This window comes from Faecalibacterium tardum (assembly GCF_040096515.1).
GTDB lineage: Bacteria > Bacillota > Clostridia > Oscillospirales > Ruminococcaceae > Faecalibacterium > Faecalibacterium tardum.
In genome coordinates this window covers 50191-71409 of record NZ_JBBMEO010000002.1, presented here as the reverse complement: position 1 = coordinate 71409, position 21219 = coordinate 50191, and the positions used below count along the sequence as shown (strand labels likewise).

The 21219-nt window shown below is 58.0% G+C and carries 21 protein-coding genes; 2 read left to right on the top strand and 19 right to left on the bottom strand.

Annotation, left to right across the window (positions count from 1 at the left end; translation table 11 throughout):
• Positions 1-55 precede the first annotated feature (55 nt).
• Both WMO44_RS02580 and WMO44_RS02575 read left to right on the top strand, forming a co-directional pair.
• Complete coding sequence (locus tag WMO44_RS02580) at positions 56-748, top strand: DUF421 domain-containing protein (protein WP_349151644.1); 693 nt, start codon at positions 56-58, stop codon at positions 746-748.
• Complete coding sequence (locus WMO44_RS02575) at positions 745-1113, top strand: DUF4363 family protein (RefSeq protein WP_349151643.1); 369 nt, start codon at positions 745-747, stop codon at positions 1111-1113. Before WMO44_RS02580 ends, WMO44_RS02575 begins: the two co-directional genes overlap by 4 nt.
• Positions 1114-1171: 58 nt before the next feature.
• Here WMO44_RS02575 and nrdR read toward each other — a convergent pair whose 3' ends face one another.
• The 19 genes from nrdR to WMO44_RS02480 all read right to left on the bottom strand — a co-directional run bounded on the left by nrdR (position 1172) and on the right by WMO44_RS02480 (position 21201).
• A complete protein-coding gene (gene nrdR / locus WMO44_RS02570; protein WP_112120722.1) occupies positions 1172-1639 on the bottom strand; it encodes a transcriptional regulator NrdR in 468 nt (155 codons plus the stop codon).
• Between the two features lie 16 nt (positions 1640-1655).
• Complete coding sequence (secF, locus tag WMO44_RS02565; RefSeq protein WP_349151642.1) at positions 1656-3989, bottom strand: protein translocase subunit SecF; 2334 nt, start codon at positions 3987-3989, stop codon at positions 1656-1658.
• A 182-nt stretch (positions 3990-4171) separates the two neighbouring features.
• Positions 4172-5452 (bottom strand): aspartate aminotransferase type Ic, encoded by a 1281-nt coding sequence (locus tag WMO44_RS02560; RefSeq protein WP_097780381.1) that lies wholly within the window; start codon positions 5450-5452, stop codon positions 4172-4174.
• Between the two features lie 225 nt (positions 5453-5677).
• Positions 5678-7000 (bottom strand): ATP-dependent Clp protease ATP-binding subunit ClpX, encoded by a 1323-nt coding sequence (gene clpX / locus WMO44_RS02555; RefSeq protein ID WP_055184283.1) that lies wholly within the window; start codon positions 6998-7000, stop codon positions 5678-5680.
• Positions 7001-7036: 36 nt separating this feature from the next.
• Positions 7037-7633: an ATP-dependent Clp endopeptidase proteolytic subunit ClpP gene (gene clpP / locus WMO44_RS02550; protein ID WP_015538544.1), complete on the bottom strand. Its 597-nt coding sequence runs from the start codon at positions 7631-7633 to the stop codon at positions 7037-7039.
• Between the two features lie 138 nt (positions 7634-7771).
• Positions 7772-9088 (bottom strand): trigger factor, encoded by a 1317-nt coding sequence (gene tig, locus WMO44_RS02545; protein WP_349151641.1) that lies wholly within the window; start codon positions 9086-9088, stop codon positions 7772-7774.
• A 216-nt stretch (positions 9089-9304) separates the two neighbouring features.
• On the bottom strand, positions 9305-9988 hold the full coding sequence (locus WMO44_RS02540) for a metallophosphoesterase (protein ID WP_055184279.1): 684 nt from the start codon (positions 9986-9988) through the stop codon (positions 9305-9307).
• Positions 9989-10024: 36 nt separating this feature from the next.
• On the bottom strand, positions 10025-11491 hold the full coding sequence (gene thrC / locus WMO44_RS02535) for a threonine synthase (protein WP_349151640.1): 1467 nt from the start codon (positions 11489-11491) through the stop codon (positions 10025-10027).
• A 97-nt stretch (positions 11492-11588) separates the two neighbouring features.
• The gene (locus WMO44_RS02530; protein WP_308562739.1) at positions 11589-11957 is read right to left on the bottom strand and encodes a YraN family protein; all 369 of its coding nucleotides are present in this window, start codon (positions 11955-11957) and stop codon (positions 11589-11591) included.
• Positions 11954-12601, bottom strand: coding sequence for a ribonuclease HII (rnhB, locus tag WMO44_RS02525; RefSeq protein ID WP_349151639.1), 648 nt, complete (start codon positions 12599-12601; stop codon positions 11954-11956). The genes WMO44_RS02530 and rnhB overlap by 4 nt, the downstream gene beginning before the upstream one ends.
• Positions 12598-13521: a ribosome biogenesis GTPase YlqF gene (gene ylqF, locus WMO44_RS02520; RefSeq protein WP_349151638.1), complete on the bottom strand. Its 924-nt coding sequence runs from the start codon at positions 13519-13521 to the stop codon at positions 12598-12600. The genes rnhB and ylqF overlap by 4 nt, the downstream gene beginning before the upstream one ends.
• The gene (gene lepB, locus WMO44_RS02515) at positions 13518-14069 is read right to left on the bottom strand and encodes a signal peptidase I (RefSeq protein ID WP_055184269.1); all 552 of its coding nucleotides are present in this window, start codon (positions 14067-14069) and stop codon (positions 13518-13520) included. Before lepB ends, ylqF begins: the two co-directional genes overlap by 4 nt.
• Positions 14070-14174: 105 nt before the next feature.
• Positions 14175-14516, bottom strand: coding sequence for a 50S ribosomal protein L19 (gene rplS, locus WMO44_RS02510; protein WP_015538550.1), 342 nt, complete (start codon positions 14514-14516; stop codon positions 14175-14177).
• A 217-nt stretch (positions 14517-14733) separates the two neighbouring features.
• Complete coding sequence (locus tag WMO44_RS02505; protein ID WP_349151637.1) at positions 14734-15378, bottom strand: TIGR03936 family radical SAM-associated protein; 645 nt, start codon at positions 15376-15378, stop codon at positions 14734-14736.
• Positions 15353-17212 carry a TIGR03960 family B12-binding radical SAM protein gene (locus WMO44_RS02500; protein ID WP_055184265.1) on the bottom strand — a complete coding sequence of 620 codons (1860 nt, stop codon included), beginning with the start codon at positions 17210-17212 and terminating at the stop codon, positions 15353-15355. The genes WMO44_RS02505 and WMO44_RS02500 overlap by 26 nt, the downstream gene beginning before the upstream one ends.
• Before the next feature lie 37 nt (positions 17213-17249).
• Positions 17250-17759, bottom strand: coding sequence for a metalloprotease (locus WMO44_RS02495; protein WP_349151636.1), 510 nt, complete (start codon positions 17757-17759; stop codon positions 17250-17252).
• Entirely contained in the window at positions 17756-18286 is a 531-nt protein-coding gene (locus WMO44_RS02490) for a M23 family metallopeptidase (protein WP_349151635.1), read from the bottom strand. The genes WMO44_RS02495 and WMO44_RS02490 overlap by 4 nt, the downstream gene beginning before the upstream one ends.
• Positions 18287-18409: 123 nt before the next feature.
• The gene (ppk1, locus tag WMO44_RS02485) at positions 18410-20803 is read right to left on the bottom strand and encodes a polyphosphate kinase 1 (protein ID WP_349151634.1); all 2394 of its coding nucleotides are present in this window, start codon (positions 20801-20803) and stop codon (positions 18410-18412) included.
• A gap of 53 nt (positions 20804-20856) precedes the next feature.
• Entirely contained in the window at positions 20857-21201 is a 345-nt protein-coding gene (locus WMO44_RS02480) for a ComEA family DNA-binding protein (RefSeq protein WP_349151633.1), read from the bottom strand.
• Positions 21202-21219: the final 18 nt, after the last annotated feature.

Sequence of the window (21219 nt, the reverse complement as noted above, 5' to 3'; positions counted from 1 at the left end):
ACCCGCTTTGCCGCAGCGGAATACGCCGCGCACACCGCACCGGGAGGGTTTGTGCATGAAACTGCTGCTTTGCCGCACTATTATCCTGTATCTCTGCGTTTTGTTTGCCATGCGGCTGATGGGCAAACGCCAGCTGGGAGAGCTGCAGCCGGAGGAACTGGTATCCACCATCCTTATCTCCAATCTGGCGTCCATCTCCATTGAATCGGAGGATGTCCCCATCACCGCCAGTCTGATCCCGCTGTTTCTTATTGCGGCGCTGGAGCTGCTGGGTTCAGTAGTGAGCTTCCGCAGCCAGAAATTCTTCAATTTTCTTTCCGGGCGTCCCAAAACGGTGATTCTGGACGGAAAGATCGATCAAAACGCTTTGCGGATGCTGCGGCTGACCACCGCTGACCTGATGGAGGCGCTGCGCGGCAAGGATATCTTTGACCCGCGCAGGGTGTCCTACGCCGTAATTGAAACAAACGGCACGCTGTCGGCGGCGCTACGCCCGGAGCAGGAAGCAGCTACCCTAGCCGACTTGCAGCTGAAGGTGCAGCAGACACAAGCCACCATCCCTTTTGTGCTGGACGGGCAGATATTGGAGGATAATCTGCGCTGGTGCGGCAAAGACCGTGCGTGGCTGGAACGCACCGCCACGGCAAACACCGTTCTGCCGCAGGAGATTCTGCTGCTTATCGGCAACGAGACCGAGGACTATTTTCTGCTAAAAAAGGAAGGCCGTCAGCCGGGAGGAAAACGATGAAGCGGATCTATGCGTGTATCCTGATCGTGGCGGCGCTGCTGGGGGTATCTCTTTACAGCAGCGGACGGGTGCAGGGCTTTGCACAGGACATCTCAGCTGACTTGGACTGTGCCCTTGAGGCTGTACGGCAGAAGGACTTTACCACCGCGCGGCAGGCGCTTGCCGAGGGTGCAGAACTGTGCGATACCATGCGGGAAACTATGAGTCATCTGCTGCGCACGGCCGACTACACGGAACTGGAAGCCGCGCTGCGGGCGGCAGACGGATACCTTGAGCAGCAAGCCGCAGAGGAGGCGCTGGGCGAACTGCGCCGCGCACAGGTAGAGGTGGAGCGGCTGGAATGGCTTGCCCGGCGGCTGGTTTAAGATGAGCAAAAAAGGACACTGCACGAAACGCCGTGCAGTGTCCTTTTTAAGTTACAGTCTACTGGTTTTCCTTGCGGTCGCCCACAAGCTTTTTCAGTTCATCAAGGAAACTTTCCACATCCGCAAACTGGCGATAGACCGAGGCAAAGCGGATATAGGCCACCTCGTCGATCTTTTTCAGTTCCTCCATGGTCAGCTCGCCGATGCGCACACTGGGGATCTCGCGGTCGTAGGAACTGAACAGGGACTGCTCGATGCTGCTGACAGCACGTTCCAGTGTTTCGTAGCTGACAGGACGCTTGGCACAGGCGCGCAGCATGGCGTTGAACAGCTTCTGCCGGTCAAAGGGTTCGCGGGAGTTATCCTTTTTGATGACCACCAGCGGCACTGTTTCCACCACCTCGTAGGTGGTAAAGCGCATGTGACAGTTCAGGCACTCGCGGCGGCGGCGGATGCGCTCGTTATCTTCAGTCGGGCGGGAGTCGATCACCTTGGATTCCTCCGCACCGCAATAAGGGCACTTCATCGTTTGTTCCTCCGCCTCAGTTTTTCTTTTTGCTGCGCTCGCTCCACAGCACCCATGCCGAGGTGGAAACGCACAGAGAGGTGTACACACCGCTGATCATACCCATCATCAGCGGGAACGCAAAGGTAAAGATGCTGTCCAGACCATACAGCTTTGCCACGATGCACATGACGCCCAATGCCATCACAGTGGTGATGGTGGTGATCAGGGTGCGGCGGGCAGACTGGTTGACCGACTGGTTGACCAGTTCCTCAAAGCTGCCCTTTTTGCCCATAAGGGTGCGGTTTTCGCGGATACGGTCATACACCACAACGGTATCATTGATGGAGTAGCCGAGGATGGTGAGCATGGCGGCGATAAAATTGCCGTCCAGTGCGGTGCGCAGCAGCACAAAGGTGCCAAACACCACCATCAGGTCGTTGACCAGCGCCAGCACTGCCATCATACCGCCGGTCAGACCGCCGATGTTCTTGAAGCGCAGGGCGATATACAACAGAATGAGCACCAGTGCAAACACCACAGCCACCAAGCTCTTCTGCAGGAACTTGGTGCCCATGGCTGCGCTGACATTGCTCAGGGACAGCTGGGCAAACTGGTTGTCCGGGTAGTTCTCATTCAAGGAATCCAGCAGGTTCTCCACCTGCTCGGTGGTCACGGTCTCGGTACCGGGCATGGAGATCTTTAAAGTCTGGTCACCGGTGGCCACGTTCTCGCCGGTCTGCAGGGTCAGGCCGGTGTTTTCCAGCGCCGCAGCAGCGGTCTTTTGCACAGCGGCTTGGTCAAAGCTGCCCTCGTAGGACAGGGTAATCATAGCACCGCCGGTGAACTCAGTATCCAGATGCACACCGAACACTGCGGCGCACAGCAGAATGACTGCCATCAGGCAGGCGGAGAAGGTCAGGAACTTTTTGCGCAGGGATACGAAATCCACCGGCTTCTTTTCAGCCTTTTCCTGCCCGGGCTTTGCAGCACCGTACAGCCACGGATTGCGCAGTGCCTTGATGGCAGCTGCGCCGCGGATCATGACACGGGTAGCGAATACGCCAAACACGAAGTTCAGCAGCACGCCGGTAAGCAGCGTATAGCCAAAGGCGTAGATGGTACCAGCGGTAGAGGGTCCGAAGGCGAAGAATACAAAGTGCAGTGCCTTGGCAAACAGGCCATCCGAGGGGCCGAAGGCACCCATGAGCACGATAGCCACGATGACGATGGTCACATTGCCGTCAATGATAGGGGTCAGGCCGCGGGCAAAGCCGCTCTTCAGTGCGCCGTCCAGAGATTTGCCGTTTTTCAGCTCCTCCTTGATGCGCTCGGCGGTGATGACGTTGGCATCCACGCCCATGCCGATGGCCAGAATAATACCTGCGATGCCGGGCAAAGTCAGGGTAAAGCTTTCAAACACCGGGAAGTAGCCGGACACAAAGGCCAGCGTAGCAGCCACCTGACCGGCCAGCGCGATGCAGGCCAGAAAGCCCGGCAGACGGTACAGTATCGTCATGAACACCACGATGAGGGCAAAAGCGATCAGGCCGGCCAGCACCATGGCACCAAGGCTGTTTTCGCCCAGACTGGGGCTTACGGTGGAGTAGCTGTCCACGCTCAAAGCAAAGGGCAGTGCACCGGAGTTGATCTGGCGTGCCATCTTGACCACGGCATCTTGCGTAAAGGGATTGGACGCCGAGCTGGTGATGATGGCCTGTCCGTCGGTGATAGCGGTGTTGACGGTGGCGGTGCTCACGTTCTCATCATCCAGCCAGATGCTGATGCTGCCCTTATCGGCAGCCAGCTTGGTGGTAGCATCGCCAAAGGCCTTGGCACCCTCGGTGGTGAACTTGAGGGCAACGTAATACTCAGAGCTGCCGCCGTTGCTCACAGCGCCGTACTGCGCCGAAGCGCTTTCGACCATGGAGCCGTCTAAAATCAGCTCGCCGTCCTTGCTGGCTCCCTCACGGAAGGTCAGATAGGCAGTGGTGCCGATCTCCTGAATGGCAGACTCGGGGTCAAAATCCGTCTCGCCGGACTGCCACGGGAACTCCAGAATCAGGCTGTCGGAGTTATTGTCCACATACAGCTCGTAGTCGGTCACATTCAGGGCGACCAGACGGTTCTCAATGACCAGCCGGGCGGCATCCAGCTGCTCGTCCGTGGCATCGTAGCCATCTGAGGGCACAAAAGTGACGTTGACGCCGCCCTTGATATCCACACCAAAGCGGATATCCTTTGCACCCTTGATGTAGGTGGTGGTCACATCGCCGTATTTTGCCGCCACGCCAAAAAAGGCGGTGTAGACAAACACAACGATCAGCAGCGCGGTAACGACCAGCTGCCATGCTTTGCCTTTTGTTTTCATAAGTCGGGAACCTCCAAAAGCGGCGGCTGTGCAGCCGCAGCCGTTTTTGTTGTGAACCGCAAGTTTTGCCGACGGTTCCTCTCCTCACAGAGTAGCCGTCGTGCCGACCTTTCTGTGATAAAACTCCCCTGCCAGCCCTGCAAAGAGCCCCGCAGAGGAGAATATACAAATTATTTCAAGCCTTAGGCCATATCAGCCAGCAGCTTTTCCACAACGGCCAGACGCACGCAGACGCACAGCAGCTCGGAAGCGGTCTCCACCTCGTCCAGACTGGGGTAAGTGGGGGCGATGCGCAGATGAGAGTCCTGCGGGTCCTTGTGGTACGGATAGGCAGAGCCTGCACCGGTCAGCACCAAACCTGCATCCTTGCACAGTTCTGCCACGCGCTTGGCGCAGCCGGGCATGACATACAGGCTGATGAAGTAGCCGCCCTTGGGGTTGGTCCAGTGGGCAATATCGCCGCAGGGGGTGAGGTTGGCGGCAAAGGCGGTCTTGACGGCATCGAAGCAGGGCACCAGACGGCGGCGGTGCTTTGCCATGTGTGCCAGAACGCCCTCCTTGTTCTTCAGGAAGCGGACGTGGCGCAGCTGGTTCATCTTATCGTAGCTGATGATCATCACTGAAAAGCGCTTGCACATATACTTCATGCTGTTGTCGCTGCATGCAATGGCAGAAACACCGGCACCCGGGAAGGTGATCTTGCTGGTGGAAGTGAACATAAACACGCGATCCTGCGTGCCGTACTTCTTGCTCACGTTCAGCAGAACGGGGGTCTCGATGATCTCCTCGGTCAGGTGGTGGACGATGTAGGCCTCATCCCAGAAGATCTTGAAATCCGGGGCGGCGGTCTTCATCTTTGCAAAGCGCTCGATGGTCTCATCGCTGTAGGTGTAGCCATCGGGGTTGGAGTACTGCGGCACGCACCAGATACCCTTGATGGTATCGTCCTCAGCTACCAGCTTTTCCACAACGTCCATATCGGGGCCGTTGGGGGTCATGGGCACGCTGACGAGCTCAAAGCCGAACTCCTCGGTGATAGCAAAGTGACGGTCATAGCCGGGCACCGGGCAGAGGAACTTGCGCTTCTCCACCTGAGACCAAGGACAGGGAGACTCCGGGAAGCCGAACACATAACCGATATTGATGAGGTTATACATCAGCTGCAGGCTGGAGTTGCCGCCCACGAATACCTCGTTGGGCTTTACGCCGAACACATCTGCAAACAGGGCGCGTGCCTCGCTCAGACCCTCCAGCTCGCCGTAGTTGCGGGCGTCGGTGCCTGCATCCGTGGTGTAGTCGGTCATCTTCAGCAGGTCCATTGCCAGATCCATCTGGTGGGGGCCGGGCTTGCCGCGTGCCATGTTCAGCTTCAGACCCTTTGCCTGAAACTGTTTATAAGCCTGTTCCAGCGCTGCCTTTTCAGCGGTCAGCGCAGCGCGATCCATCTCGTGATAATTTGCCATTGAATACACACTCCTTTATAGTACTTCCAATTACCCAATTCTATGGCTCGTCTTTTGCGGTATGCCCCTGCCAGAGAACACACGCCGCACGATCCATACCTTATTATTATAGTACATTTTCCTGTCAGAAACAAGAATTTGAAAGCAAAAAGCCCTGCCAAAAGCAAAAAGCTTTCGAAACAGGGCTTTTAGGCAGGTACACTCCCCTGCTGTGCGGCGATGCCGTCAGCTGAGAGCGGCCTGATTTTTATAGCGTTTGCGCACGGCACCGTATTCCAGATGTGCCTCGCCGCCCTCCACGGTGTCCTCATCCACGGTCACGCGGATGATGGTGGCATCGCTGGGCACCTCGTACATGATAGGCAGCAGGATGCTTTCCATCACGCTGCGCAGACCGCGGGCACCGGTCTTGCGCTCGATGGTCTTGCGGGCAATGGCGTGCAGGGCTTCGTCCGTGAAGGTAAGCTCCACGTTATCCATGCCCAGCAGCTCTTTATACTGCTTGACCAGACTGTTGCGGGGCTCCTTGAGCACGCGCACCAGTGCATCCTCGTCCAGATCGTCCAACACGGTGATGACCGGCAGACGGCCGATCAGTTCCGGGATCAGGCCGAACTTGACCAGATCGTGGGGCTCTACCTTACGCAGCAATGCACGCTCAGCCTCGGTGGAGTTATCCTTCAGCGCGCTGCCGAAGCCCAGCGCGGACTTATCGGTGCGGCGCAGGATATACTTATCCAGACCATCAAAGGCACCGCCGCAGATGAACAGGATGTTGGTGGTGTCGATCTGGATGAACTCCTGCTGCGGGTGCTTGCGGCCGCCCTGCGGCGGTACGTTGCTGACAGTGCCCTCCAAGATCTTCAGCAGTGCCTGCTGTACGCCCTCGCCGCCCACATCGCGGGTGATGGAGGGGTTTTCGCTCTTGCGGGTGATCTTGTCGATCTCATCAATGTAGATGATGCCGATCTGTGCCTTCTGCACATCAAAATCTGCCGCCTGGATCAGCTTGAGCAGAATGTTCTCCACGTCCTCGCCCACATAACCGGCCTCGGTAAGGGTGGTGGCATCCGCAATGGCGAAGGGCACGCCCAGCATCTTGGCCAGCGTCTGGGCCAGCAGGGTCTTGCCCACGCCGGAGGGACCCAGCAGCAGCACGTTGGACTTTTGCAGCTCCACGTCGCCGCCCTTGCCGCTGAGGATGCGCTTATAGTGGTTGTAGACTGAAACGGACAGCACACGCTTTGCCTCGTCCTGACCGATGACATACTGATCCAGACCTTCCTTGATCTCGGCCGGGGTCATGATGTTGATATCCAGATCTGCGGCAGCGGGCTGGACATGGGCGCGGCTTGCGCTGCCACGAGCCGGACGGGCGCTTTTGGGCTGATCCGGCTTGTCAGAGAGCAGATCGTGGCACAGGCCGATGCACTCGCTGCAGATATTGACCCCGGGGCCAATGATCATGCGCTCCACTTCGTCCTGATGCTTGCCGCAAAAGCTGCAAACCAGATCCTTTTCGTTTTTGCCGGAATTGTTATTTGCCATAGCTGTTTTTCCTTATCCTGGATAGATTATAGCGGTTTACCGGTGGGCAATGACCTCATCGATCAGGCCGTATTCCTTTGCCTGCTGCGCGGTAAGGTAGTTGTCGCGCTCGGTGTCCTGCTGGATCTTTTCCAGCGGCTGGCCGGTGTACTCGCTGAGCATCCGGTTCATCTTATCGCGGATATAGACCATGTGCTCGGCATGGATCTTGATATCCGTGGTCTGGCCGGAAAGGCCGCCGCCCTGACCGCCGATCAGCGGCTGGTGGATCATGATTTCGGCGTTGGGCAGCGCAAAGCGCTTGCCCTTGGTGCCGCTTGCCAGCAGAAATGCGCCCATAGAGGCAGCCATGCCCATGCAGATGGTGGAAACATCGCACTTGATATACTGCATGGTGTCGTGGATGGCCATACCGGCGCTGATGGAACCGCCGGGGCTGTTGATATACAGGCTGATGTCCTTATCCGGGTCCTGCCCTTCCAGATACAGCAGCTGCGCCACCACAAGGCTTGCGGTGGTATCGTTGACATCTTCGCTCAGCACGATGATGCGATCGTTCAGCAGACGAGAGAAAATATCATAGGAACGCTCTCCGTGCGCCGACTGCTCGACAACGTAAGGAACAAAACTCATAAAGTTCGCCTCCTGAAAATGGTTTAAGTTTATTGGCAAAATTGACCGATACGGGTTCCCTGTAAAGTTCAGCCGTACCGGTCAATTTTAACAACCTTTGATAAAACGCCTGCGGCGCTTTACAGGGCCCGGCACTGATTACTCAGCGTCAGCAGCCTTCTCAGCCTCTGCGGGCTTCTCCACGATGTTAGCGTGGCTCTTGATGAAGTCGATGGCCTTGGTGCGAGCCAGATCCTGCTTCAGATCCTCAACGTTGACCAGCTCACGAACCTTGTCCTCTTCCATCTTGTACTGGTCAGCAATGCGTTTGATCTCAGCATTGATCTCGTCCTCGGAAGCCTCGATGTGCTCAGCAGCGGCAACAGCCTCCAGAGCCAGACCGATCTTGACCTGCTTCTCAGCCTGCGGCATGAAAGCGGCACGGAACTGCTCCATGGACTGACCCATATACTTCAGGTAGTCCTCCAGACGCAGACCCTGCTGCTCCACACGGAAAGCAAAGTCGTTGACCATCTCGTCCATGCGGACATCGTACATAGCCTGAGGGATCTCGCCCTCCATGCTCTCGATGACCTGATCGACCAGAGCATTCTCGACGGCCAGATCGTCCTGCTTGTCCAACTGCTCCTGGTTGTTCTTGCGGATGGAAGCCTTGAACTCGTCCAGAGTGTCGTACTCGGAGCAGTCCTTTGCCAGCTCGTCATCCAGAGCGGGCAGCTCCTTGTACTTGACCTCGTGCAGCTTGATCTTAAAGACAGCTGCCTTGCCGGCCAGCTCAGCAGCCTGATACTCGGTGGGGAAGGTGACGTTCACGTCGAACTCCTCGCCGGCGGAGTGGCCAACGACCTGCTCCTCGAAGCCGGGGATGAAGCTGCCGCTGCCCAGAGTCAGGTTGTAGTGCTCAGCCTTGCCGCCCTCGAATGCGACACCGTCCACAAAGCCCTCGAAGTCGATATCAGCGATATCGCCATTCTGAGCAGCACCCTCACGGGTCAGCTCACGGGCGTTGCGCTCCTGCACACGCTTCAGCTCAGCGTCCACAGCCTCGTCGGTAACAGTATGGACAGTCTTTTCCACGGTCAGACCGTTGTAGCTGCCAACCTTGACCTCGGGCTTCACGGCGACCTTAACGGTCAGGGTAGCGCCCTCTGCCTCGCTGGCAGAATCCACGGTGACCTCAGGACGGCCCACGGGCTCCACACCGGCTTCCTTAACGGCAGCCTCGAAAGCCTCCGGGAACAGCTCGTTGATGGCGTCGTAGGTAAAGACGTCTGCGCCGTACATCTTCTCGATCAGAGCCTTGGGAGCCTTACCCTTGCGGAAGCCCTGCACAGGGTACTTCTTGCCCTCTTTTTTGAAAACATCGGCAACAGCCTTCTTGAAGGCCTCTGCATCGATGGAGAACTGCAGTTCTGCCATGCTCTTCTCGAGCTTTTCACACTTGATGAGATTCATTTGTTTATCCTCCACTCAAATATTCTATTGCTCAGGGCAGGAAGTTTTTGCCCAGGGCAACCGCGCACCACGCCCTTGCTGTATGCACACGGAATGCGGGGACGCGCGCGCTCAATTGGGTGCAACAATCGCGTCAAAACTTATTATAGCACGCTCTGGACACAATTGCCATACCAAATTTTTAAATTTTGTCGTTTTTGCCCTTTTATACCGCCGTTAATTGATGCGGTAGGGGCAAAAACGCAGGCCGTCGGCACTTACCAGCTTGTACCGGATGCCGTCCACCTCGCCCTGTACGGCAAACCGGATGGCGTTGCCGTGCAGATGCCCGTAGAAGCAGGTCTTGATGCCGTACTCCTTCAGGGTGGCCACGATCTCCGGGGCGCTGGTACCGGTGTAGACCGGCGGGTAGTGCAGGAACACCAGCTTTTCCAGCCCGGGCTCCGCAGCCTGCAAACTCATGCGCAGACGGCCGATCTCGCGGTTCATCACCTTTTCGTCGTGGGGCTCGCCCACATCGAACAGCCAGCCGCGGGTGCCGCAGATGGCGTACCCTTCCACGCTGTACGAATTGTTATGCAGGATATGCAGGGTATCGAAGCCCTCGGCCTTGAGGTAGGCGTTCATCTTGTTGGCGGTGGACCACCAGTAATCGTGGTTACCCTTCATGATGATCTTCTGCCCGGGCAGCTGCTGCAAAAAGGCAAAGTCCTTGCGGGTATCGGTCAGGCGCATAGCCCAGCTGATATCCCCCGCCAGCACGATGGTATCCTGCGGGGTGATGAGCTTGCGCCAGTTTTTCTCCAGCCTGTCCACATAATCGTTCCAGCCGGGAAAAATATCCATCGGCTTGGATGCGCCCAGAGAAAGATGGGGGTCGCCAAGCACAAAAAGTGCCATAGTCTGTTTACTCCTGTTCTGTCTGTCCGCAGAAGCTTATGCCTGATAGCCCAGCGCCACCTCGGCGATCTGTGCCGGGGCAATGACGGTATCAAAGCGCTCCGGCTTGCTGCGCAGAGCGGCAAGGCTTGCCGGTGCGGCGTGGCCGGTGGCAGCCTCCAGCTGCTGCATGGCTTCAAAATCGTTTTCCGGAGCAGCTTTGCCCAGTGCACTCAGCACGCTGCGGGGGAACTTGAAGGGCGATGCGGTGGAAAGCACCACCATGGGCACGCCCTGCCGCTTTTTCTGTGCAGCCACATGGAAAGCCACAGCGGTGTGGGTATCGCACAGATAGCCGTCCTTTTCGTAGCGGGAACGGATCTCCTCTGCCACCTCGTCCTCGCTGCTCCAGCCGCAGGAAAAGGTCTCCTGAATGGCGGCCAGCGTCTCGGGACGGACGGTGTAGCTGCCGGCAGCAGCCAGCTGCTGCATAAAGCCCGCCACCTCGGCATCGCTGCCGGTCACATGGTACAGCAGGCGCTCCAGATTAGAGGACACCAGAATGTCCATGCTGGGCGAAGTGGTCTTGAAGAACTCCCGCTTTGCGGTGTAGGTTCCGGTGGTGAGAAAGTCGGTCAGCACGTTGTTCTCGTTGGAGGCGCAGACCAGCTTGCCCACGGGCAGACCCATCTGCTTTGCGTAATAACCGGCGAGGATATCGCCAAAGTTGCCGGTGGGCACGCAGAAGTCCACCTCGTCGCCGAAGGTGATCTTGCCGGCCTTGAGCAGCTGGGCATAGGCGGCAAAGTAGTAGACGATCTGCGGCACAAGACGGCCCCAGTTGATGGAGTTGGCGCTGGAAAGACGGATGTTGCGCTTTTCCAGTTCGGCAGCGATGGCCTTATCGCCGAACACCTTCTTTACGCCGGTCTGAGCATCGTCAAAGTTGCCGCGCACGGCATAAACCGCCACATTAGCGCCCTCCTGCGTTGCCATCTGCAAACGCTGGATCTCGCTGGTGCCGCCGGTGGGGTAGAACACGGCGATCTCCACACCGGGGATATCATGGTAGCCGTCCAGTGCTGCCTTGCCGGTATCGCCGCTGGTAGCCACAAGGATCAGAGTTTTTTCAGTGCGGCCCAGATTCTTTTTGGCCTCAACCAGCAGCTTGGGCATCAGCTGCAGGGCGTAATCTTTAAAGGCACAGGTAGGGCCGTGCCACAGCTCAAGGGCATAGGTGTCCCCTTCCACCGGGGCAAGATAGCCTGCCTTGCCGCCGAAAGCAGTGCCGTAGGTGCTGCGGGTGGCCTCGGTCAGGAAGGCGGGGTCGTAATCGGTCAGGTACTCCCGCACAACGGCTGCTGCCAGCGCGGGGTAATCCAGCCCGCACAGGGCTTTTACATCCACCTGCGGAAAACTTTCCGGCACAAACAGACCGCCCTCATCGGACAGCCCCTGCGCGATTGCCTGAGAAGAAGTTACTTTGCGGTTCTGATCTCTGGTACTGAAAAACTGCATGGTCATCGCTCCTTTTCGCCACGGAACGTGCCGGGCACGTTCCCGGTTGTACGGCAAAACCATCGTTCTGCCGCATACTTCCCACCGGTGCCACGGTTTCTGCCTAAGGTTCGCAGAGAAAGGCACCCTTTATAATATGTACCATCCAGCGCCCGCTGTCAAGAGGAACTACCTCTGCAACGTCAAAACGCACCGGTTCTTCGCTTTGGCCGGTCTGCTGCAAATACTTTTGCGCAGCGCAGATCAGCCGGTGCTGCTTGGCCGGGTCTACGGCGGCAGCGGGTCGTTGCAGCATTCCTTGGCTGCGGGTCTTTACCTCGCAGATGACGATGGTGCCGTCCGGCTCCCGCAGCACAAGATCCAGCTCTCCCATGCGGGTATGATAGTTATGCGCCAGCAGCTGCGCGCCCTGCTTCTGATACCAGCGGGCAGCGGCAGCTTCTCCCCTGCGGCCGGTCTCGGCGCGGTTCATTTGCCGCTCTCCGGCCAGTAGCCCTGCTTTTTAAGGAAGCTGCGGCGGTAGAACGGCTGGATGCCGTACTGCGCGATCAGCTCGTAATGCAGCTTTGTGGGGTAGCCCTTGTGCTTTGCCAGCTGATACTGCGGGTACTGCTTGTCCAGCTCCAGCATATAGCGGTCACGGCTGACCTTGGCCAGCACCGAGGCCGCGCCGATGCTGGCGCTGGTGGCATCGCCCTTGACCACCGGCTGTGCCGGGATCTGCAAGCCTGCGGGGGTGCGGTTGCCGTCCACCAGCACCAGATTGGGCACAATGTCCAGTTCTTCCACCGCCTGCTGCATCCCGCCCATGGTGGCGTGCAGAATATTTTCCCGGTCGATGACCTCCGGCCCCACAAAGATGATGCGGTAGGCCAGCGCTTTTTCGCAGATCTCGTCAAACAGTGCTTCGCGCTTTTTCTCGGTCAGCTTTTTGGAATCGTTGATGCCGTACACCGGTTTTTCCGGGTCCAGAATACAGGCCGCTACGCACACAGGGCCGCAAAGCGGGCCGCGCCCGGCCTCGTCCACACCGGCAAAGCAGCCGTACTGGCTGCGCACCTCGGCATCAAAGGCGTACAGCGGAGCCGAGATCTCCTCATCCGAGCGGCGCTTCATTCCTCGTTCTCCTCGGCAAAGTCGGCCAGATCATCCCGCTGCGGCGGACGTTCCAAAGAGATGCGCCCCCACTTGCAGGCGCGGAACTCGTCCACCAGCATGATGGCGCAGCGCTCGGTGTTCACCTCGCCGCCGCGCACCAGCAGCCCACGCTTGCGGCCGATGGCCTCCAGCAGCTCATAGGGCGGCAGCGCCAGCGTTTCGGCATCCAGCTTGTAGCGCTGTGCCACAAGGTCGGGATAGTTGCGGCGCACCTCGTCCAGCAGGTTCATGGCCAGCTCTTCCACATCCAGAATGTCGTCCTTGATGGAGCCGATAAAGGCCAGATTAGAGGCGATGGTCTTGGAATCGAACTTTTTCCACAGCACGCCGGGCATATCCAGCAGATCGAATTTTTCGGTACTGACCCACTGCTTGCCCTTGGTCACGCCGGGGCGGTCTGCCGCCTTGGCGCGGGCAGAGCCTGCAAAGGTGTTGATAAAGGTGGATTTGCCCACGTTGGGGATGCCGCACAGCATTACCTGCGTTTTGGCACCGCCCATGCCGCGATTCTGGCGGCGCTCCAGCAGACCGGAAAGCTCCTTTTCAATAGCCACCTTCACGGCGTTTGCGCCGCCCTTCTGCTTGGCGCTGATGGCCACGCAGCCGGCATCTGCGGCGTGGAAGTAGCGAATCCACTCCTCGGTCACTGCCGGGTCGGCAAGGTCGGCCTTGTTCAGCGCGTAGAGCTTGGGCTTGCGGTCGGTGATGCGCTCGATCTCCGGGTTCAGGCTGGAAAGCGGGATGCGCGCGTCCAGCAGCACAAGGCTGGCATCAACGTGCTGAATCTCCTGCTCCATCATACGCAGGGTCTTGGTCATGTGGCCCGGGAACCACTGAATATTGTATTGGTTTGCAAACCGGGTATCCATTTCGTTCATTTTACCACCCCAAAATCTGTAAAGGGCATAAAGCACAACAGTACCTTGCCCAGAATATCACGCTCGTCAATGCAGCCGACATAAGAGGAGCGGCTGTCCAGCGATTCGTTGCGGTTGTCCCCCATCACAAACAGAGTGCCCTCAGGCACCGTGAACGGGAACTGCACATCGTAGCCCAGATAGGTAGGCGCTGCAATGTAGTCCTCCTGCAAAAGCTCGCCGTTCACCGTGACTGTACCGGCGTCGTAATCAATGCTGATGGTGTCGCCGCCCTTGGCGATGATCCGCTTGACCAGCGGTTTACCATAGACGGTGTAGCTGTCCACGATGACCACATCGCCCCGCTGCGGGGTGTAGCCTGCCGCCCAGACGATAAGCTTATCGCCGTGGGTCAGGGTGGGCACCATAGAACGCCCATCCACCTGAATGATGCGGAAGAAAAACGAAAAGATCAGAACCAGTACCAGCGCTGCGGAGATAAGCGCTTCGTACCATTCCAGTATGCCCTGCCCGCGCACTGCGGGGGCAGACTGCTGCTGTTTTTCCATAGCTTAGCCACCAGCCTTTCTTGATTTTATGATACACCCGGGCTTTGAAAAAGAAAAAAGGGACAACAAGTTGTCCCTTTTCTCCCGGTTTCAAATCGGGGATGATCAAATATCGCTCTTGACCTTGGCAGCCTTGCCCGTACGGCCACGCAGATAGAACAGCTTTGCGCGGCGAACCTTGCCCTTGCGGACAACAGTGACCTTCTCAACGAAGGGGCTGTTGACGGGGAAGACACGCTCGATGCCGACACCGTAAGCCACGCGGCGAACGGTGAAGGTCTCTGCAACGCCGCCGTGCTTCTTAGCAATGACAGTGCCCTCGAAGGCCTGAATGCGCTCACGGTCGCCGTCCTTGATACGAACATCAACGCGGACGGTATCGCCAACGTTGAACTGAGGCTTTTCAGCCTTGATGCTGCCTTCAGAAATAATCTTCAGTGCGTCCATTTTTGAATCCTCCATTTGTTTTTAGACGTTCATGCACGGCATAGCCGTCAGAGGACCGCCCGTTTAATGATAAATACTTGTCATTAACCCCGCTGTGGTCTCAGCGGACACTAACGCCTTAATAGGATAGCACAAAACCGGCTTGAATGCAAGCAATTTAGCGAAAAATCTTGCAAAAATTTTCTGTTTTGCCTGATAGACGGACTTTTGCGCAGCTTTAGACAAACAGCTGCCGGTCTGCCGTTAAAAATTTGGTGCGCAGGATGTTGGCGCTTGCGGCAGACAGGCCGAACTTTTCTTCCAGAAAACCGGTGAGCAGCGAGGGGTTCAGGTTCAGTTCCTGCGCAGCGGGCAGACACAGCTCCAGCTGCACGGTGTCCCCCAGTGCGGTATAGCGCAGCTGCGGGATATGCTCTTTAAGGTCCACGATCTTTTTGCCGCGCTTGCTGTGCTTTTCCACAGGGGCTGTCTCCAGCGCGTTATACTGCTCCAGCACCGCAGCGGCAGCCGCCGGGTAGCTGATACGGTAGCAGGCAAAGGCAATGCTGTCCGCCTTCATCTCCACCGGAGCCACACGGGTAACGTGGATACCGGCGGGCATAATGGCGTTGAGCGCAGTCTGCCACTGGACAAAATCCGGGGCTTCGGCCTCGGTCTTAACGTCCACGCACTCGCACTCACTCTCCTGTCCCAGCGAGAGCGGGCAGGCAAAGGTCATGTAGATATGGGGGTTGAAGCCCAGCGTATGCCACACCGGCAGGCCGCTGCGCTTGAGCACCCGCTGCATCACCCGCTGCAGATCCAGCAGGGAGATATAGGAGGCTTCATTTTTCTTTTCAAACGAGATTCTGACTGTAATCAAAGCAGGGACCTCCTAACAGATGGTTGGCACCGCAGGCGTTGCAGGCACGGTTGCAGGGCGGGGTGGTCTGGGCGGCCAGAGCCTTGTTGTACTCCCGCACCAGATACTCGTGGGTGATGCCGTAGTCCATGTGAGACCACGGGGTCACCTCGTCCAGTGCGATGGGGCGCTGGCAGTAGAAGGCGGGGTCGATGCCCAGATCCGCAAAGGTCTGCATCCATGTATCGTACTTGAAGCACTCTTCCCAGCCGTCGAAGTAGCAGCCGCGCTTATAAGCCTCCACGATGACCGGGGCAAGGCGGCGGTCGCCCTTGGCAAACACGCCCTCCAAAAAGCTGGTGGTGCTGTCGTGGTAGTTCACCTTGATCTTGCGGCTGTGCACGCTTTCCAGCAGGTGCTTCTGCTTAGCCTGCAGGGTCTCGGCGGTATCCATGGGCACAAACTGGAAGGGGGTGTGGGGCTTGGGCACAAAGCAGGCGCAGCTGATGGTCACCTGCACGCCGCGTCCCTTGGCGTGGTTCGTGTTCTTGTAGTAGAGGTCTACCACCTTCTGAGCAGTCTCGGCAATACCCTCGATATCCTCCATGGTCTCGGTGGGCAGGCCCATCATGAAGTAGAGCTTGACCGAGGTATAGCCCGCGTTGAAGGCGATGGTGCAGGTCTTTTCAATCTCGTCCCAAGTGACGTTTTTGTTGATGACGTTGCGCAGACGCTGGGTACCGGCCTCGGCAGCAAAGGTCAGGCCGCTCTTGCGCACCTTGGTGGTTTTTTCAATGAGGCTCTGGGAGAAGTTGTCCACGCGCAGGGAAGGCAGCGACAGGCTGACGTGCTCCTTGGGCGCCCACTCGTTCAGATCGTCCAGCAGTTCTTCCAGCTGACCGTGGTCAGAGGTGGAAAGGCTGGAAAGGCTCAGTTCCTCGTAGCCGGTGTTGGCGCACAGATCCTGCGCGGCCTTGTTCAGCAGGCTGGCATCGCGCTGGCGCATGGGGCGGTACAAGAAGCCCGCCTGACAGAACCGGCAGCCGCGCACGCAGCCGCGCAGCACCTCGATGCTGGCGCGATCCTGAATAGCACCTACCATGGGCACCACAAAGTTGGTGGGCGGGGCGAACTGGTTCAGATCCTTGATGATGGCCTTCGTGATGCGCGCGGGGATGCCCGGCTCGTTGGGGGTGATGGCCTTCACTCTACCGTCCTCGTGGTAGGTGACATCGTAGAAGGCCGGGATGTACACGCCCGGGATCTTTGCAATGTTGAGCAGCAGCTGTTTTTTGGAGATGCCCTCTTTCTTTGCCTTTTCGATCTCAGCGCAGATGGCGGGCAGCTGGTTCTCGCCCTCGCCCAGCTGGATAACATCAAAGAAATCCGCAATGGGCTCCGCATTGCAGGCGCAGGGGCCGCCCGCCACGATCAGCGGCCAGCGGTCATCACGGTCTTTGGAATAGAACGGGATGCCCGCCAAGTCCAGCATGGCAAGGATATTGGTATAGGAAAGCTCGTACTGCAAGGTAAAGCCCACAGCATCAAAGGCCGTGAGAGGGTCTTTGCTTTCCATGGTGTACAGCGGCAGCTGCAGGCGCTCCATCTCTGCCTTCATATCCAGCCAAGGCATAAAGGCGCGCTCACACCACCAGTTCTCGTGGCTGTTGAGCAGCTCGTACAGGATCTTTTCGCCCAGAAAGGACATTCCCACCTCGTAGGTATCCGGGAAGCAGAAGGCAAAGCGCACATCCACCTTGTCCTTTTCTTTATAGATACTGCCGGGCTCGCCGCCGGTATAGCGGCCGGGCTTCTGCACCCGTCCCAGCGCTTCTTTCAGTTTGGGATCAAACATCGGGTCCTCCATAAACAATCCGTTTTTTGCGTTCTTTTTATTTTACCCCAAATGTGCCGGTTTTGCAATCGTTTCCGGCGGTTTGTGCATACTTTCCGTGTTTTTGCTGCCACAGCGCCCCTGCACACGCCGCCATCTGTGCACCATCCAGCGGCGGGATTGGCAAAAGGTTGAACAGCCCGGTCAGCAGATTCGCCGCCCAGAACGCGCTGCCGCGGATGGTAGTGGTCTGTAAAAGGCGCAGCACCCACACCCCGGCAAGTAAAAAATTGACCGCAGGCCCGGCGGCAGCCAGCACGAGCCGCTGACGCGGGGAGAGCCTCTCCCCTGCTGTGTGCATACAAAAGCCGGTCATGGTCACCTCGATGACCGGCAGATGCCTTTGCTGGATGCAGTAGACAAAAATGTGCCCCAGCTCGTGCAGAATAGCCGCCAGTAGCCCCAGACGCAGAAAACCGCTGGCATCAAAGTAGAGCAGCAGATATACCACGCCGCACAGCAGCACCGGGTCCCGGAATACAAGCTTCCCCGCCCGTACCCGGCTCATGGGGCATTCTCCAGCAGGGCGGCGGGGTCGCAGGCAGCGCCCTGCTGCCACAGTTCCAGATGCAGGTGCGCACCGGTGGCGCGGCCTGTCTGCCCTACTGTACCAAGCGTCTGCCCGGCCTGCACCACCTCTCCCGGGCGGACATAGAGGTATTGCAGGTGCGCGTAGCGGGTCTCGCAGCCATCCGGGTGCAGGATACGCAGATGGTTGCCGTAGCTTGGGCTGTATGCCGCTGCGGTCACTACCCCGCCCTGTACCGCCCGCACCGCTGTACCCGCCGCACAGGCAAGGTCGAGCCCCTGATGAAACGCAGGCTTGCCGGTAAAGGGGTCGATCCGCTTGCCATAGACATCCGAGATGCGCCACACCGCAGTATCCAGCGGAAAACAGCATTTTTTCGTATTCCGCGCGGCCTGCACCGGTAAAGCCGCCAGCAGACAGAGTGCCAGCCCTGCCAGCACAAGTGCCATGATGCCCCACCGCCGTCTGCGTATTTTTGCTGCCTGTCCGCTCCGTTTTGACCGCATACGCTGTCCCCCCTATCCTGAAAAGTGTATGCATAAGCGGCAGGCAGGAGAACGCAAACAAAAAGAGCCGCCGCACAAATTTCTGCGCAGCAGCTCTGTTTTTGGTTTACATGATTTTACAGATCAGCGCCGGAAAAAGCTCCCAATGCGTTCCAGTAGGCTCTTTTTCTTGGGTGCGGTGACAACAGGCTTTACAGCCGGGCGGGGTGCAGCCGGAGCTTTGGGGGCGGGCTGCGCAGCGCGGGGCTTATTGTTCAGCATCTGCTCCAGCGCCTCATAGTGGTCGGGCTGTTGTGCCGCCGGGGCGGCCTTCTCGGCCTTTTCCGGTGCAGGCTGGAATACATGGGGCAGCTCCTGCTTCAGCTGCTCCACGGTAACTTCCTGACAGACTGCCGCCGGTTTTTCCGTTTCCGGCGCAGGGGTGGTGCACTTCCACGGCTCGGTGCGCTGCCAGTCGTTGCGCAGCAGCTCGTACATGCCCATCTGACTGTTGACCAACGGTTCACCCTCGGCGGGCTTTACCTTCTGGTAGTTACCGTTGGCATCCATGACCCGGGCATTGACGTTATCCCGCAGCTGCAGCTGAAGGATATCGGTGAGCTTTTGCACCAGAACAGGATCCTCTACCCGCACGCCGACCTCCACGCGGCACTCGGTATTGCGGGTGAGGAAGTCACCGGAGGCAATATAAATGCGGGTATGGGTGCCATCGAAGAAGCTGTAAATACGGCCATGCTCAAGATACCGTCCCACCAAACTGCGGATGTGCAGGTTCTCAGTTTTGCCGGGCACCTCTGCGCGCACGCAGCAGATGCCGCGCACGATCATATCAATGCGCACCCCGGCACAGCTGGCTTCCTGCAATTTGAGGATGATGTCCCGGTCGCTGATGGAGTTGTTTTTCAGGATCATGGAAGCCGGACGTCCCATGCGGGCGGCAGCGATGACGTGATCCATCTCGTCCAGCAGCACGCTTTTGAAGCGCAGCGGGGCCACCAGCATCTTGTCGCTTTCCTCAGTGAGCTGCTGCACGGCCAGATTGCGGAACACCTTGGAGGCTTCCTCGCCGATGCGCTCGTCTGCGGTGATGAAGGAATAATCGGTATACAGTTCGCTGGTTTTTTCGTTGTAGTTGCCGGTACCGATCTGGGTGATATAGGAGTAGCCCTCTGCGCCCTTGCGGGTGATGAGGGTCAGCTTGGAGTGCACCTTATAATCCTCGAAGCCGTAGATGACGGTGCAGCCGGCGCTTTCCAGCTGCTTGGACCAGTCGATGTTGTTCTGCTCGTCAAAGCGGGCGCGCAGCTCTACCAGCGCTACCACTTCCTTGCCGTTTTCGGCTGCTTCCATCAGCGCCTGCACGATCTGGGACTCCCGCGCCATGCGGTAGAGGGTCATCTTAATGGAGATGACGTCCGGGTCCTGTGCGGCCTTTTTGAGCATGGCGATAAAGGGACGGATGGACTGGTACGGGTAGCTGAGCAGCACGTCATGCTTCTGTACCTCAGTGGCCAGATCATAATCCGGCGGCGGCAGCATGGGGCGTGCGGGGGTGTAGAACAGCGCCGGGTGTCCCTCGGCCTCCATGCGGCCGGAAAGCTTGAAGAAGAAGCTCAGGTCCAGCGGGCTCTTTTGCAGAAATACCCGCTTGCGGGTCAGCTCCAGACGGCTGCACAGCAGCCGCTCCACCTCCGGTGCAGGGGCGGGAGTGATCTGCAAACGGACAGCCGCCAGCTTGCGGCGACGCCGGAGCAGCTCGGTCATGATCTCACGATAATCAATATCGTGATCCATCATGCCCTCTTTTACATCGATATCCGCGTTGCGGGTGACCCGGAACAGGCATTTTTCCTGCATGGAATCCTTGCCGAAGATGCTGGACGCATAGTGCAGCACCAGCTCTTCGGTGAGCGCAAACTGCACAGCTCCGTCCTTTTTAATGAAGTGCATCCGCTCCATCTGGCTGGAGATGGGCACGATGCCAAGACTTTGCTCCTGCGTGTGCTTTTCCTTGAGAAGCACACCAAGATAGATCTCCTTATTGCGCAAAAACGGGAACGGATGGCGGTTATCCACGATCTGTGGGCTGAGGATGGGGAACAGCTCCGACTGAAAGTATTTTTTCCAGAGATGCTCTTCCTCCTTGGTCAGGTGGTCGAAATCCACCTTATGGTAGCCGTTCTCCGCCAGATTTTCTAACGCTTTTGCGTAGAATTTATCGCATTCCTCTTGCAGCTGCGCCGTTTTGGGCATAATGGCGGCCAGCTGCTCGGCGGCGGTCATGTTGGTCTTGTTTTCCCGCTTTTCCTTTTTGGTCTTGCTCTGCTCAAGGTTTGCGCGCTCCTGCAAGGAGCCCACGCGCACCATGAAAAACTCGTCCAGATTGGAGCCGTAAATTGCCAGAAACTTGATCCGTTCGCCAAGCGGGACATTCTTGTCCTTGCCCAGCGCCAGAACGCGGCGGTTGAAATCCAGCCAGCTCAGTTCGCGGTTGATAAAGATCGATTCGTCACTCATAACAATATATCTCCGTATTTCCTCTTTGACCAAGGCAGCAAGCAGGCTACACCCTAGCGGACATACGCCTGCCCTGCCCATGAATCTACCATTGCTTGGGTAATGCCCGGCACCTGCGCGGCATCCTCCACCTGTGCAAACGGGCCGTACTGCGCCCGGTAGTCCAGTATAGCCTGAGCATTGCGTGGGCCGACACCGGGCAGGGTGCACAAAGCATCCGCATCGGCTGTGTTCAGCTCCACCTGTGTGTACGCTGCCAGTTCCTTTGTGTCCGGCAGTGTCTGCGGCTTTTGCGACCGCAACGGCACTGCGAAGCGAAATGCCAGCCCTGCGCAGACCCCTGCGACGGCAAGGCACAGCAGCAGAAACAGCCTTTCGCGGCGCTTTTTGTCCGGCATAGTTTCTTCTCCCATTCT

Bases quoted from the DNA above. Each gene is read 5' to 3' on its own strand.
- WMO44_RS02580 (WP_349151644.1), top strand. From the start codon at position 56: ATGAAACTGCTGCTTTGCCGCACTATTATCCTGTATCTCTGCGTTTTG.
- WMO44_RS02575 (WP_349151643.1), top strand. From the start codon at position 745: ATGAAGCGGATCTATGCGTGTATCCTGATCGTGGCGGCGCTGCTGGGG.
- nrdR (WP_112120722.1), bottom strand. From the start codon at position 1,639: ATGAAGTGCCCTTATTGCGGTGCGGAGGAATCCAAGGTGATCGACTCC.
- secF (WP_349151642.1), bottom strand. From the start codon at position 3,989: ATGAAAACAAAAGGCAAAGCATGGCAGCTGGTCGTTACCGCGCTGCTG.
- WMO44_RS02560 (WP_097780381.1), bottom strand. From the start codon at position 5,452: ATGGCAAATTATCACGAGATGGATCGCGCTGCGCTGACCGCTGAAAAG.
- clpX (WP_055184283.1), bottom strand. From the start codon at position 7,000: ATGGCAAATAACAATTCCGGCAAAAACGAAAAGGATCTGGTTTGCAGC.
- clpP (WP_015538544.1), bottom strand. From the start codon at position 7,633: ATGAGTTTTGTTCCTTACGTTGTCGAGCAGTCGGCGCACGGAGAGCGT.
- tig (WP_349151641.1), bottom strand. From the start codon at position 9,088: ATGAATCTCATCAAGTGTGAAAAGCTCGAGAAGAGCATGGCAGAACTG.
- WMO44_RS02540 (WP_055184279.1), bottom strand. From the start codon at position 9,988: ATGGCACTTTTTGTGCTTGGCGACCCCCATCTTTCTCTGGGCGCATCC.
- thrC (WP_349151640.1), bottom strand. From the start codon at position 11,491: ATGACCATGCAGTTTTTCAGTACCAGAGATCAGAACCGCAAAGTAACT.
- WMO44_RS02530 (WP_308562739.1), bottom strand. From the start codon at position 11,957: ATGAACCGCGCCGAGACCGGCCGCAGGGGAGAAGCTGCCGCTGCCCGC.
- rnhB (WP_349151639.1), bottom strand. From the start codon at position 12,601: ATGAAGCGCCGCTCGGATGAGGAGATCTCGGCTCCGCTGTACGCCTTT.
- ylqF (WP_349151638.1), bottom strand. From the start codon at position 13,521: ATGAACGAAATGGATACCCGGTTTGCAAACCAATACAATATTCAGTGG.
- lepB (WP_055184269.1), bottom strand. From the start codon at position 14,069: ATGGAAAAACAGCAGCAGTCTGCCCCCGCAGTGCGCGGGCAGGGCATA.
- rplS (WP_015538550.1), bottom strand. From the start codon at position 14,516: ATGGACGCACTGAAGATTATTTCTGAAGGCAGCATCAAGGCTGAAAAG.
- WMO44_RS02500 (WP_055184265.1), bottom strand. From the start codon at position 17,212: ATGTTTGATCCCAAACTGAAAGAAGCGCTGGGACGGGTGCAGAAGCCC.
- WMO44_RS02495 (WP_349151636.1), bottom strand. From the start codon at position 17,759: ATGAGCCGGGTACGGGCGGGGAAGCTTGTATTCCGGGACCCGGTGCTG.
- WMO44_RS02490 (WP_349151635.1), bottom strand. From the start codon at position 18,286: ATGCGGTCAAAACGGAGCGGACAGGCAGCAAAAATACGCAGACGGCGG.
- ppk1 (WP_349151634.1), bottom strand. From the start codon at position 20,803: ATGAGTGACGAATCGATCTTTATCAACCGCGAACTGAGCTGGCTGGAT.
- WMO44_RS02480 (WP_349151633.1), bottom strand. From the start codon at position 21,201: ATGCCGGACAAAAAGCGCCGCGAAAGGCTGTTTCTGCTGCTGTGCCTT.